Genomic DNA, 13,225 nt, shown 5'->3' with positions numbered 1-13,225 from the left:
AATATCAAAGTAATTCTTAAGGCTTTCATATATATTCAATTTTAAGGTTATACAATTTTCTCTTAAATTATTTTTTTAAATAATTCAATAGTTTTTAAGACTTTGAAATCAAAATCTTAATTGAGGGAAAATGGATAATTAACTTTAAAACCAAATGCACAAAAGCACATATAGATTTTTATAAATATTTTTTTGAGGGATTTGACATTGCTGCCAAGAATGGATTAATTTTTCTCAATAAACTTAGGGAATAATTTGGCGCTTATTAAGAGAGGCTAATATAGCACATACAAGATAGTAAACAAGAATAAAATCGATGAAATGTATTTTTTTATCGATTAAAAGACCTTTTGCTTTCTATTTTTGTTAAAAATATCGATGAAATGCAATTTATTGACTGCTTTAAAAAAGCTTAAAACAAGGTTGATCCTCCTTTTACTAAACTGGTCTTTATTATTTTTGTGGTATAATCATTGGTTTCTTTTGATTTATTTTGAAGTCTCTTTATAAGTAACTGTGCCGTGCAAACTCCAATATCTTTTGCGTGTTGACGAATTATAGTTAGATTGGGAACACAATGATTAGAAATAGTTTTACTAGAATAACCAATTATTGAAATATCCTTTGGTACTTTAAGCCCAAAGCTTATCACTGAATTGACGGCAATTATACCGGATGAATTATCAGCCGAAATAACACCATCAATGGTTTTGTTATTTTTAAGAAACTCCATAATTTTTTGCTGAGAATCATCAAACCTATTCATCTTCAAAATAGACGTTTTTACGTTTGATACTTCTAAAACTGCTTTATTAAAGCCTTGTTCCCTAAGCTTACCCACACTTAAATCATCAATATCACTAATAAAAGCGAGATGCCTTCTGTTTTCCTTAATTAAGCTTTTAGTAGCATTATATGTTGCTTCAAGATCATCAACAATTACTTTATCGCATAAAACATCATTAGCTACTCTATCGAACATTACAATTGGCAAGCCTTGATTAATAGTTTTAATAAAATGGGCTGTTTCGTTTTTTACTTGAGTTTCTTTAGAGACGGCCAAAATAAAACCATCAACACTTCCATTTGCCAATAACTGTAAACTATTAATTTCTTTTTCTAACGATTCATTTGATATACATGTTATTATATTATATCCTTGCTCTGTAGCTTCTCGTTCAATTCCAAATAAAACTTTAGCTAAAAAATGATTTAAAATATTAGGAATGATTACCCCAATTGTCTTTGTTTGATTCTGCTTTAAACTTAAAGCTACTTTATTGGGTTTATAGTTATATAATGCAGCAAGTTCTTTAACGCGTTTTGCAGTGTCATCACCAATTTCTTCACTATTATTAAGTGCTTTTGAAACAGTAGATATTGAAACATTTAACTCTTTTGCTAATTGCTTTAGGGTGACCATAATAGTTACACATTAATTTTAGCGTGCAATTTACAAAAATCTCGTTTAAATTGTATCTAGCAAAACAATTATAGATAAATGCCTAAAAATAAAGAAGTTTTAAACTAAAAAGGGTGCTTTTATTATAATAAAAACACCCTTTATAATTAGTCATTATTTTAAATGATCAACAATCATGAACTGTAAAATTAAAAACTATATTACTATCACCATGCAATAAATGTTACATAAGAAGACTTGACCTCTATTTGATCAGGTTTTTTTATTTATTGAGCCTTTATCTGTTTTTAACTGAATTATATATACTCCTGCGTTCACATTTAATGGCAATGAGTTATGGATTTTCAAAAGCGTTATTTGCATTTATTTCTTGCCCTAATAAATTAATAACAGCGGCCAACTCACTACGTTAGCCATTATTTTGTTATTAATTTGTATTATTGTGACTAAATATGCTTCATTTTCAAATAGTCTTCAGTTAGAATATTAACCATTAGAAAAACAATTTCAACAACTGTTATTGGAGCTATTATTTTATTAATACCATTATTATAAAACTTAATTTTCATGAAAGGACCAGACAAAAACATTACATATCCATTAGAGAATTACAAAAAGTTATGTTTTTTGAAAAATATCATTACCAACCCCAATATTATTGTTGGAGACTACACGTATTATGATGATTTTGAAGACGTAAAAAACTTTGAAAACAATGTAAAATATCTATTCGATTTTATAGGGGACAAACTGATTATAGGAAAGTTTTGTATGATTGCTTCTGGTGTTACATTCATCATGAATGGCGGCAACCATTTAACTGATTCAATTTCTGCTTACCCATTTGCCATTTTTGGTAATGGTTGGGAACATGCTATGGATGGAAAATCATACCCAAATAAAGGGAACACCACTATTGGTAATGATGTCTGGATAGGACACAATGCAACCATTATGCCAGGCGTTTATATAGGAGACGGCGCGATTATTGCAACAAATGCAACTGTTACAAAAGATGTTGAACCCTATTCAATAGTAGGAGGAAATCCAGCAAAATACATTAAAAAAAGATTCAAAGAAGATCAAATCAAAGATTTGATTGAAATTAAATGGTGGGATTGGGACATTGATAAAATTACCAAAAACATCCAACTGATTACAGATTCTAATATAACCTTATTAAAAGGTATATCGTAACCTAATTTTAAAATAAAAATAAACTTTAGAGTCTTTATATAAAGGCTCTAAAGTTTATTTTTATTTTTTTAAGAAATTATTTAAAAACTCTATTTACCAAGAATTCTAAACATGCCTGTTCCACAAGTTGGACACTTACCTTTCATAGCTTTTCTTCCATTTTTCATAGTCACTTCAGCAGCATCTTTAATTTCTCTTTTATCTTTACATTTTACACAATATCCTTCCATAATTGTTTTTGTTTTAGGTTTTGGTTTTAGTTATACTTTTTAAAGATAAGTTATATTTTGAATGTCAGCAAATAAATAATTAAACAATTTACTCTGCTGAAATATTTATAGGGTTTGAAAAATACGTTAAATCCTAGATTAGATGCTTGTAATGGGTAAAGTTATTTCAATAATACTCTCTGTTTATATATCACTTTAAGTGTATCAATAAAAAAGCTTTCTTGTCAATTCTTTACTTACTTGTTTTCTTTCACTAAATTAGGTCCTTAACACTTTCACTAAAAATTAATTCTATCTATGAGTCATTTAGATTATTTGCAACAAGGACTAATTTTACCTAATGGCGCACGAATCAGTAATAGAATTGCGAAATCGGCAATGAGCGAAAATGCCTCGACCAAAAAGCAAGAACCTTCACCAATCCTAATAAATGCTTATAAAAAATGGAGTCAGGGCGGAGCAGGATTACTAATTACTGGGAATATTATGGTGGACTCCAAGGCTCTTGGAGAGCCTAGAAATGTTGTTGTTGAAGATACTAGAAATTTACATTTACTAAAAGAATGGGCAGAAACCGTAAAAAACACTCAGACTCATTTATGGGCTCAAATTAATCATCCTGGACGACAGGCAATGGCACCAATTAACACTAATTTGATGGCTCCCTCTGCCATACCTCTTAAATACGGCAGAAGAAAAAAAGCGACAAAAAAGATTCCAAAAAAATTAAATGAAAATGAGATTTTGGAAATAATTGAAGCCTTCGGTCGTACAGCATTTATTTTAAAAGAAGCTGGTTTTACTGGAGTTCAGATTCATGGAGCACATGGTTATCTGGTTAGTCAGTTTTTATCGCCATATACTAATATTAGAGACGATAAATGGGGAGGAAGTTTAGAAAACAGGTCGAGATTTGTTGTTGAAGTCTATAGAAAAATTAGAGAAAAGGTCGGAAACAAATATCCCATTGGAATTAAATTAAATTCAGCTGATTTTCAAAAAGGCGGTTTTACAGAAGAGGAATCTATGAAAGTAATAAAAATTCTTTCACAGGAAGGCATCGACTTAATTGAGATTTCCGGAGGAACATACGAAGCCCCAGCAATGATGGGAAAAAGTAAAGCGAGCACCGAAAAAAGGGAGGCTTATTTTATGGATTATATTGAAAAAGCAAGAAAAATAACAACGACGCCTTTAATGTTAACAGGAGGTTTCCGGACAGTATCTGTAATGCAAGAAGCTGTGGCGTCCAATAAAGTAGATATAATTGGAATTGCCAGGCCCTTTGCCCTATTTCCAAACTTAGCTAATGACATATTTTCTGGAGCAAGCAAATCCTTTCACACCCAAATTCAAAAAACTGGTGTAAAGGCAATTGATGGCAGTATGAATATTATATGGTACGAATCACAAATAAAACGTTTAGGCAACGGGAAGAAACCTAATCCGAAATTAAGCCCGTGGGTTGTCTTTCTTAAATATGCTTGGATAATACTATTAAAAAAGGCCTCTTTTTAAAGAAAAAAAGAAAGTTTTTCATCGGCCTAACTACTTAAACCTCTTTATTAAAACAAGGTATCTTTTTCAACTGGTCGAACAAAATAAGGCGTGTTGGTATCAATTCTCTTTTTATATAGGTCTCTAGAGACAGGATGCGCATTAAATTCTTCTCCTGTAAATCCAACTGCCATAATTTCATTTAGCTGCTGTTGGTTTAGTCCGTCATCCAGCCAATCCAAATAAAAATTAGAATCAAGAACTAAGGGCATTCGTTTTTTCTTATTATGAATTTTAGCAAAAAAATCATTTGCATCTGTCGTTAATATAGTTGCTGAAAACGAATCCGCATCAAGTTCATTATAAAGCCCCGCAAATAGAAATAAATCACCCTTAGGATATTCTTTAGAGGGCTGATAACAAAAATAAGGAATCGAAACACTATTTACATGATGAGGCTCGTAAAAACCGTCTGCCAGTATCAAACATCTTTTTTCGTTAGCACTCTCTTTAAATGATGCTTTTTCAAAAATTGTTTCTACTCTTGCATTTAAAGTATTGCTTTTGTTCCAAAACTCCTTAGGGTTATGGGCTTCCCAATTTGGAACTAATCCCCATGAAGCTGGATAGATCGACTTAGGTTCATTCATTTTAATGATATATAAATTACCGTGAGTAAATCCATTTAGATGGTAATACGGTGTGTATTCTTTAGGCCTATTAAAACTAGCACTAAGGCCTCGTGTTAATAGCCTTTGTTGAATATTATCTCTTTCTTTTCTCAGAGATGTTGAATAACACATATCACTAAAATAATAAATTAAATAGACATTTTCACCAATTCCTCTAGTATCTCAGATGGCTTCTTTTCTTTTGTTAACATAGCTATTTTAGATTGCAATCTATTTATTCTGACGTAATATTGATATATTTTATCTTTTTCATTAGTGGTTTTGGTTAAATAATGTCATTCGGCCAATATACCTTCTAAAGACACAATATTCATCAGCCTTGAGTACTGATCTACATTTAGATGTGGCACTCCTTGAGCCTTCAAAACGCTGCTAAAATACTTTGTATATTTCATAATTAACAAAGATATATTAAGAACTGTTTAACTGTTGCTAAGGATTGTAGCAAATTTAAAATAGATAGTTTTAGACAAATAAAGGCGATGTAACTACTTATAAAATAGCACTTGACTATCTTATATATAAATTGAATTAAATCAGTTAGATCGAGCTAAAGAAAATTTAATAAGAGGCACATTAGTTCCTAATTTCCAGAGAATCAAAATGATAAATTAATCCTTATAGAACAAGTAGTGAGTAATTACCAAAGTCAATTGTCAGAATTAATAAAAAAACTATTGACTAACCACAGCTCTTTGAATTTTCTTTTATGATTTAGTCAATAGTTTCGATTTTGCCAAGTACTTAATTACAAAAATCCTTCATTTACAACTAATTTAATTTGTTTGAAAAAAATTCCAAAGCAACAGCTAATCTTTCAAACATATTTGTATGATGTCCACCTTCGTAAGTCTCAAACGTGTAATCTATATTAAATAAATTCAATTTACTAATTACTGGTACATGGGCTAGTTGAGTACCAAGTTCATCAGTAAGTCCCACGTCCAAATATATTCCATCCAATGAATTAAAAGCCTCGTGATACGAATCTAATAAAGTAAATACATCATTTTGATACCATAGGTTTACAACTTCAGGAACCAGTTCTACATGACCTTCTTCATTGAACACAAAAGGAAGGTCTACAAAATAAGGAGGATTGCTAATGTTTGGTGACAACGCTGCACTCATAGCATACCCAGCACTAGTAAAAAATTTTGTTGGGTCTGGGCCTGAAAAATAACCATCTGGGTTTTCTTGTTCAACTATATTACCCATTCCAAACATGGCATCTACATATAATAGACCACTGTGGCTAGCTACAGTGCCAAAAATATCGGGGTGAAGCATGCCAAATTTAAATGCAGCATATCCTCCTTGTGAATGCCCAATAACAGCTCTACCTGAAGCCTCTGGAATAGTATTATAATTTGTATCCATGTAGTTTACAAGATCATTTACAATAAAATCCTCGAAATTACCATTAAGGATTGAATTTGTGTAAAAACTAAAACCATAAGGCATTGTACTTGCATCAGGCATAACTATAATCATAGGTTCTATAAAGCCTTCATCTATAAGATTATCAATCCAAAGTCTGAATCCTTCTTCAGGGAAATCTGGGTATTCTTGAGTCCAAAAGAAAGGCGTAATCCACTCATCCCAAACACTCATATCAATAAAAGATTTTTCAGAAAAAGGAAATCCGTGTAATAAATACACTACAGGATACTGCTGAGCACCATTTTTTTTGTATCCTGGAGGTGTATAAATTTGCAACTTTCTAGTAAAGGTGTTACCCACAAAATTACCCTTAAGAGCTTCACTATTTATTATCCTATTTTGTAATTTGCTCTTAAAAGCTTCTTTACTATTCTGAACTTTCTTAGAAGTGAGGTCGGCTGACTGTTCATTAATTAAATCTCCCTCAATGGATTCAGTCTCACATGCAGCAAAAGTTAATACTGACAAAATACTAATTAACACTAACTTTAATTTTTTCATAATATTTAATTTTTGGTTAACAGTTAAAAAATGATGCGTTTGATTGATTATAAATATATCATTTCAAGCCATTTTTATTAATAAATAAATGTATTTCACGCTATTCTTAAATGCAATGATTTAAATCAGTCTGAATCAATACGACAACTTCAATTTTATATTTCTTTCAAAAAATGATCTAATCATATTCAAATATTTTATGGAATTATTTTTTTTGCCTCTCAATTAAATAGAACTACCCACTTAGGACGGCTATAATTCATTTCGGCGGCATTTACTCCGCAGAAATTCCTATATTTAAATGATGGCTTAATCATGCAACTCATCATACATAAACACGATGGCATTTATTATTAAAAAACAATGGAAAGGACAAATAAAGTATTTATAGCAACTAGTTTAGACGGATATATTGCGGATAAGAATGGAGGTATTGATTGGTTGCATTCCATACCGAATCCTGAGAATATTGACATGGGTTATAAAGACTTTACTTCTCAAATAGATGCGCTTATTATGGGACGTACAACTTTCGAAACTATTTGCGGATTTAATATTGATTGGCCCTATCAAAAACCTGTTTTTGTACTTAGTAATAGTTTAAATCGCATTCCTGATAAATACAAGGATAAAGCAATACTTGCAAAGGGAGATTTAAAGGAAATTATTAAAAGGATTCATAAAAAGGGATTCTATAATTTATACATTGATGGTGGTAAAACAATTCAAAATTTCTTAAAAGAAGATTTAATAGATGAAATGACCATAACAATAATTCCTTACATATTAGGGGGAGGTATTCCATTATTTACTGAAATTCCTAAAAGATTAGTTTTTGAATGTGTAGATTCAAAAATCTATCTGGAAACGATTGTTCAAAATTATTTTATTCGAAAAAGATAAACTTAAGCCGTATAAAACTATTTACTTGGTTCTTACCAACCTATTTACCCACAAGGAACGACTGACTATACACAAACCCTTGTAAAACAATCTCAGTATAGCTCTATTTAATAATCCTACTAAAGATTGCACATTTAAATGGGGTAGGTTTGGGTTTGTTCCTAATTTGCTTACATCAGAACTAGAACCATTAAAAAAGATTTCCTTGTGGCATTCCATAAAACTAAAAAACTCTGCACCATGACGATGCAGAGTTTAATAATAAACTTCCCTAAGGTTTACTAATTAATAGCAATACAAGATTACAAGAAATTAATTAATATATTTTACTGTTTTCCGTAATATGGCAAATTTAAATTAAACCCAAATCTTTTACGGTAGCGACTAAATGAATGGCATTGTTGGCTTTAAAATCTATGCGAAGTTTATTAAGCCTCTTTTCAATGGAGCTTAAACTACTTGGGGTAATATTATTCTTTTTAAAATAATCACTAATATCCTCCTGGGACAATCCGTGAGACAAATGCATTAGTAATTGAATGTCGTAATCATCTATTTCAAGATTATTTTTTGTATTAAAGGCTTGTGATACTTCTGGTGACAAATAACGTTTGTCTTTATAAACACTTCCAATAGCTTTTGTTAATTCAATTAAACCCCTTCGACTTTTACAAACATAGCCGTCTACACTATAATCTGTCATTAAAGTTCTCACTTTTTGAAGTCGATCTTCAATGGAATAAACAATAATTTTTAACGAGGGATATTCATGTTTCAATACTTTTATTAAAGCTTCTCCTGATGGATATTTTTGTTCTCGATAGTCCGATTTAAATGATAAATCAGTTATTAATAATTCAATAGGGGCATCATCTGCAATAGCTTTTTTAATCTTTAAATACGCATCGTCACAATATTGTACCTGATGAATTTCTTTAATACCAAGCTCACAAAGGGAAGCATAAACACCTTTACTGATGTCCTGCATATCTTCTGAAACTAAAACTTTTGAAAACATAACCTAGAGTGTTAAATTGGCTTTAAAACCATTATTAACTTTTGATTCAAATGTAATAGTTCCGTTGATGGATTCCATACGGTTTTCCGTATTACGCAAACCATTGCTTTTTATTAAATCAGAACCAATACCATTATCTTTATAATTGATGCTTATTTTTTTTCCGATCTGGGAGAAGGTTAAAACTACGAGAGTTGCTTTGCTATGCTTACGCATATTGGTCATAAGTTCTTGAAGCACCCTGTGCAATACAATCTTTTTATTGTCATCAAAGTTATTCCAATTCACCTTCGATATATCTTTGGTTATAATATTAACGTCTTCACTTTTATAACTTAATAACAAATCTCTTAAATGCTCCTCAAAGGTTCCGTGAAGATCAATGATACTGTTCTCCTTAGAAATATCTCTGGTTTTATTATATATGTATTCTAAATCGTCTAAAACATGATTTTTAATTTCTTTAGTCTTTTGGATTTTAGTCATCACATGGTAAATATCATTAGCTACTTCGTCATGCACCTTTTTAGAAATTCGGGTTTCGGTATTATAAACCTGTTGTAATTTGTCTTTTCTATGTTTAATTCTAACAATGACATATAGAAAGACCGTAAATAAAAGGCCTATGAAAGCGATACTTTGATAAATAGTTTTATTTAATTTTTCTTGCTCAGTTTTTAATTGACTATCCTTAATTTTTAATTCTAATTTTTGTGCTTCTTTTTCTTTCTCTTGATAATTATATTTAATAGCAGCATATTTATTCTCTTGTGATTGTTTTGTGCGTTGAATCTCATTTGCCAATGTTATATAACTAGAGAAATCTGGATTATCCTTTAACATAAGTTGTAATTCCAAGGCTTGCAGATTAAATAATGGAGAGTCTATTTGGTTTGAGATCTCTTTAACTTTGTCAGAATACGCTATAGCTTTGTCCTTTTCATTGTGGTCTAAATGGAATAAGCATAAATGCTTGTAACTTGAAAAAAGACCAATTAAATCTTCCAAATCAACTTTTATTTTTAAAGCTAATTTCATGTTTTTTAGAGCGTCCGCATGTCCAATTTTTGACTGATAATAACCTAAATCATCTATATATATGGATTTAATACTTGTGTCCTCTAATTCTAAAGCTTTCTGGTAATATGGTATTAAAACATTTACTGCTTTCTCAAAGTCTTTTGCATCTGCATAGGTATTGGCTATATTATTTACAATCGCAATTTTATGTGCGATATTTTCATTAAGCTCCAGAGCTTGATTGTAAAATCTCAGGGCATTATCATAATCCTCAATTTTCCTATAAATCATACCCAATTGATTGGATAATCTTTTTCTTGGATCAATGGTCTTACTTATGTCTTTAAAGTTATCTATTAAGTGAAACGCCTTTACAGTTGTTAACTCACTCTCATGAAAAAATGCCATTTTAAACTGCCCAAATGAAATTAATTCAAGATAGTATGCAGCCCCAATAGTATCGTTTTGGTTTAAAGCGTTTTCATATTTATTATTAAAAAAATTAAAGGCCTTGCTTGTTAAATCAATGTCCTTAATTTCAAGGATGGAATTATAATATATTGCTGTACTATCTTGAAGATTTTGTGAATGTAAATTATTGTTGAGAACACAAACAGCATTGAGTATTATAAAATAGAAAAAGAGGAATGATGACTTGCGTTTTTTCATTCCTCTAATTTACTAAGTAAACTTTGTTTTACTTTTAAAAACAATAATTTATTTTAATTAAATATGGGCGGTGAGAGCTTTCATTTATTACCGTTTCTGATTCTTTTTCATTATTATTAATATATTATTTAATTGGATACAATCAATTTAACGTACTAATATTTGAAGTAAAAAAGACATTAAGCGCTTCAAAAACAAAAAATAAAGCTTAAACCGTCCTCAAAACCATACCCACCAAATAAAAAAACAACCTAATTTTCAATAAAGAAAAAAGGAGTATTTTCAATTAATCAAATAACATTATTTTTGTATCTAAAATAAAGATTGATGACATCAAAAGGATTATTGTTTTTCGGAATTATTTTATTAGTAGTTGGCATATTACTAAAAAAAGTAACTCAAATGGAAGTTCTTGGACTCGCTTTAATTATAACGGGCGTAACATTGAAATCCATCTATATTCTTTTAAAAGTTAGAATTGGAGAATATAAACCAGGGAAAGAACTTATTCTGCTCGTTTTAGGATTATTATTGTTTCTTACTGGTCTTTATCTGAGAGACGTGAAACAAGTTCTAGTATATCCCTTCTATTTCATAGTTTTAGGTATATCGCTTAAAATAATTTTTATTGTCAGGTTTATTCAGATTGTGCGCACTTCGAAATTAATTAATGATTCCCTAAAACAAAAAAGCATCCCAATTTTCAATAAAGAAAAAAGGAAAGCTTTCTAGCGGTTTAAGTACTTAAATCATTTATAAACAATAGGTGTCAATTAAAAAACACAACTTCTTTACAGTGCTAAAAAAAAGCGCTATTATATAACACTTTTTTTATCGATTTGTACTCTAGAAAAGACTCTTTAACTCGTGATAATTTAAACTAAAAACGCCAATAATTTTTAATATTTTATAAACTTTAATATCGCTTTGTTATCATCAGCATTTATCATAATAAAATAGATGCCAGTTGAGTTGTTATTAATATTAAACTTAAATGATTGCTCATTTTTATATGAATATTGCTGTATCAATTTTCCAATTTTATCGAATATTTTAACTTCAATAAAATTATAACTTACTCCCAAATCTAAATTAACAATACTTTTTGTTGGGTTAGGGAATGCTGAAATAGATTTCTCAAAGGTGTTTTCAATTATACTAAGACTAGTTAACGAAAATTCATCAGATGTTACTAAACTCCAATTATCTGAAGAATCCTTAAACTGAAAATGAATAGTGTAAGCTCCAAGCCCTAAGCCCGGAAAATTAATGTTTTCATTTAAATTTAAGAGTTGTGTTGGGCTGCTTATAGGTACCATTGTTGCATTATCGATATCATCATTTATCCAATAGCGGTAGGCAATGATATTATTATCGGTTACCTGATTGGTTTTGTAAAAATACTGATTTATAGGAATGCTCCATTTGTCCTTGGTATCTTTAAACCTAATACTAAAAACATGTAATCCTTCTTCAACATTATCTATAGGAATCATCTCTGTTATTTGCATTTGTTGTATTGGAGTTGCAGCAACAAATGAATTAGTTTCAATATCATTGTCGAACCAATATTGGTAGGCTACAATATTGCTATCGGTTAAATTATGATAATAAAAAAATTGATTTTGTGGAATGCTCCATTTTCCTTTATCATCTTTAAAACGAATACTAAAAAGATGTAATCCGTCAGATATGATTTCAAGAGAAATTGAAGTATCTAAAAGTAATTGTTCATTTGGTGAAACTGTTTCAGTTATTTGTGTACTATAATCATTATCAAACCAATATTGATAACTATTTATGTTATTAGCAGTCAAATCATTATAGTAGAAAAAATCACTTGAGGTAATACTCCAACGATCATCGGTATCTTTAAAACGAATATTAAAAACATGCAGTCCATCACTTAGTATTTCAAGAGATATTGCTGTATTCAATTCCAAGTTTTCTGTTGGGGAAACTGATGTATAGGAATTTGAACCAAAGTCATTGTCAAACCAGTACTGATAACTGGAAATATTGTTTTGGGCTATACCGTAAAAACTTATAAACAGATAGTTTATAAAAAATATCAGCCCAATTTTTAATAGCCGTTTCATAACTAATTTTGTTGAGCTTCAACTGTAAAAGATATATTTAATAACCCGTTACTGTTTGTAGTGGTTTGTATCGATTTTTGTGAAATATGTGGATTTATTGGTACTGCTCCTTCTTTAAAAGGTACTAAGCCTCCATAAAGACCTACTTCAGCACCATCATCTCCTAAATAAGTAGTACTTGCATCTCCTAACAAATGGTAATCTCCCTCACTTGCATTTACATATACAGTACCAAGATCTACACTTATATAATTGTTTAAAACTGTTGGTGTTGCACCAAATGTAGGAGTAGTTCCTGTAAATATGTTGTATTGAAAATTGTTATTACTTCCCTGAATTGAGTAAATTGGTCCGTAAACAGTAGTAAATATATTATTGTAAAAAGTATTTGAATTACATGAATAAATAGGAGCATTACTACTATTTACATATAAAAAAATGTTGTTTTTAACAATATTATTGTTTGAATAATCTAATCTGCCTCTCAAAATGCAATTAGAAATCAAGGAATAGGTTACACCTTGTAATTGAAT

12 protein-coding genes are annotated in these 13,225 nt (G+C 30.0%); 4 read left to right on the top strand and 8 right to left on the bottom strand.

Annotated features, from left to right (window positions below; translation table 11 throughout):
• Positions 1-412: 412 nt before the first annotated feature.
• The gene (locus AC15TD_RS07415) at positions 413-1,423 is read right to left on the bottom strand and encodes a LacI family DNA-binding transcriptional regulator (RefSeq protein ID WP_484451502.1); all 1,011 of its coding nucleotides are present in this window, start codon (positions 1,421-1,423) and stop codon (positions 413-415) included.
• Positions 1,424-1,990: 567 nt separating this feature from the next.
• On the opposite strand from AC15TD_RS07415, the gene AC15TD_RS07410 reads away from it, so the two are divergent.
• Entirely contained in the window at positions 1,991-2,620 is a 630-nt protein-coding gene (locus AC15TD_RS07410; protein ID WP_484451501.1) for a CatB-related O-acetyltransferase, read from the top strand.
• Positions 2,621-2,709: 89 nt separating this feature from the next.
• Here AC15TD_RS07410 and AC15TD_RS07405 read toward each other — a convergent pair whose 3' ends face one another.
• Complete coding sequence (locus tag AC15TD_RS07405) at positions 2,710-2,850, bottom strand: DUF5679 domain-containing protein (protein ID WP_484451500.1); 141 nt, start codon at positions 2,848-2,850, stop codon at positions 2,710-2,712.
• 297 nt (positions 2,851-3,147) lie between these two features.
• Here AC15TD_RS07405 and AC15TD_RS07400 point away from each other — a divergent pair, with 297 nt between their 5' ends.
• A complete protein-coding gene (locus tag AC15TD_RS07400; protein ID WP_484451499.1) occupies positions 3,148-4,368 on the top strand; it encodes an NADH:flavin oxidoreductase/NADH oxidase family protein in 1,221 nt (406 codons plus the stop codon).
• A 47-nt stretch (positions 4,369-4,415) separates the two neighbouring features.
• Here AC15TD_RS07400 and AC15TD_RS07395 read toward each other — a convergent pair whose 3' ends face one another.
• A complete protein-coding gene (locus AC15TD_RS07395; protein ID WP_484451498.1) occupies positions 4,416-5,150 on the bottom strand; it encodes an SOS response-associated peptidase in 735 nt (244 codons plus the stop codon).
• 660 nt (positions 5,151-5,810) lie between these two features.
• Positions 5,811-6,983, bottom strand: coding sequence for an alpha/beta hydrolase (locus AC15TD_RS07390; protein WP_484451497.1), 1,173 nt, complete (start codon positions 6,981-6,983; stop codon positions 5,811-5,813).
• A 363-nt stretch (positions 6,984-7,346) separates the two neighbouring features.
• Between AC15TD_RS07390 and AC15TD_RS07385 the strand changes: the two genes are divergently transcribed.
• Entirely contained in the window at positions 7,347-7,886 is a 540-nt protein-coding gene (locus AC15TD_RS07385) for a dihydrofolate reductase family protein (protein WP_484451496.1), read from the top strand.
• Positions 7,887-8,238: 352 nt separating this feature from the next.
• Here the strand turns inward: AC15TD_RS07385 and AC15TD_RS07380 are convergent, their stop codons facing one another.
• The gene (locus AC15TD_RS07380) at positions 8,239-8,904 is read right to left on the bottom strand and encodes a response regulator transcription factor (protein ID WP_484451495.1); all 666 of its coding nucleotides are present in this window, start codon (positions 8,902-8,904) and stop codon (positions 8,239-8,241) included.
• A gap of 3 nt (positions 8,905-8,907) precedes the next feature.
• Positions 8,908-10,593 carry a tetratricopeptide repeat-containing sensor histidine kinase gene (locus tag AC15TD_RS07375; RefSeq protein WP_484451494.1) on the bottom strand — a complete coding sequence of 562 codons (1,686 nt, stop codon included), beginning with the start codon at positions 10,591-10,593 and terminating at the stop codon, positions 8,908-8,910.
• Positions 10,594-10,920: 327 nt separating this feature from the next.
• Here AC15TD_RS07375 and AC15TD_RS07370 point away from each other — a divergent pair, with 327 nt between their 5' ends.
• Positions 10,921-11,325, top strand: coding sequence for a hypothetical protein (locus tag AC15TD_RS07370; RefSeq protein WP_484451493.1), 405 nt, complete (start codon positions 10,921-10,923; stop codon positions 11,323-11,325).
• A 167-nt stretch (positions 11,326-11,492) separates the two neighbouring features.
• Here the strand turns inward: AC15TD_RS07370 and AC15TD_RS07365 are convergent, their stop codons facing one another.
• Both AC15TD_RS07365 and AC15TD_RS07360 read right to left on the bottom strand, forming a co-directional pair.
• Positions 11,493-12,692: a T9SS type A sorting domain-containing protein gene (locus tag AC15TD_RS07365; protein WP_484451492.1), complete on the bottom strand. Its 1,200-nt coding sequence runs from the start codon at positions 12,690-12,692 to the stop codon at positions 11,493-11,495.
• A gap of 2 nt (positions 12,693-12,694) precedes the next feature.
• Positions 12,695-13,225, bottom strand: a 531-nt coding sequence (locus AC15TD_RS07360) for a hypothetical protein (RefSeq protein ID WP_484451491.1), incomplete at its 5' end; no start/stop codon positions are given.

This window comes from Yeosuana sp., from assembly GCF_057126245.1.
The sequence above is the reverse complement of the archived record's forward strand: the minus strand, read 5'-3'. Positions and strand labels throughout refer to the sequence as shown.

What these genes read in the sequence shown, in the direction of transcription:
- AC15TD_RS07415 (WP_484451502.1), bottom strand. Translation starts at nt 1,423, where the DNA reads ATGGTCACCCTAAAGCAATTAGCAAAAGAGTTAAATGTTTCAATATCT.
- AC15TD_RS07410 (WP_484451501.1), top strand. Translation starts at nt 1,991, where the DNA reads ATGAAAGGACCAGACAAAAACATTACATATCCATTAGAGAATTACAAA.
- AC15TD_RS07405 (WP_484451500.1), bottom strand. Translation starts at nt 2,850, where the DNA reads ATGGAAGGATATTGTGTAAAATGTAAAGATAAAAGAGAAATTAAAGAT.
- AC15TD_RS07400 (WP_484451499.1), top strand. Translation starts at nt 3,148, where the DNA reads ATGAGTCATTTAGATTATTTGCAACAAGGACTAATTTTACCTAATGGC.
- AC15TD_RS07395 (WP_484451498.1), bottom strand. Translation starts at nt 5,150, where the DNA reads ATGTGTTATTCAACATCTCTGAGAAAAGAAAGAGATAATATTCAACAA.
- AC15TD_RS07390 (WP_484451497.1), bottom strand. Translation starts at nt 6,983, where the DNA reads ATGAAAAAATTAAAGTTAGTGTTAATTAGTATTTTGTCAGTATTAACT.
- AC15TD_RS07385 (WP_484451496.1), top strand. Translation starts at nt 7,347, where the DNA reads ATGGAAAGGACAAATAAAGTATTTATAGCAACTAGTTTAGACGGATAT.
- AC15TD_RS07380 (WP_484451495.1), bottom strand. Translation starts at nt 8,904, where the DNA reads ATGTTTTCAAAAGTTTTAGTTTCAGAAGATATGCAGGACATCAGTAAA.
- AC15TD_RS07375 (WP_484451494.1), bottom strand. Translation starts at nt 10,593, where the DNA reads ATGAAAAAACGCAAGTCATCATTCCTCTTTTTCTATTTTATAATACTC.
- AC15TD_RS07370 (WP_484451493.1), top strand. Translation starts at nt 10,921, where the DNA reads ATGACATCAAAAGGATTATTGTTTTTCGGAATTATTTTATTAGTAGTT.
- AC15TD_RS07365 (WP_484451492.1), bottom strand. Translation starts at nt 12,692, where the DNA reads ATGAAACGGCTATTAAAAATTGGGCTGATATTTTTTATAAACTATCTG.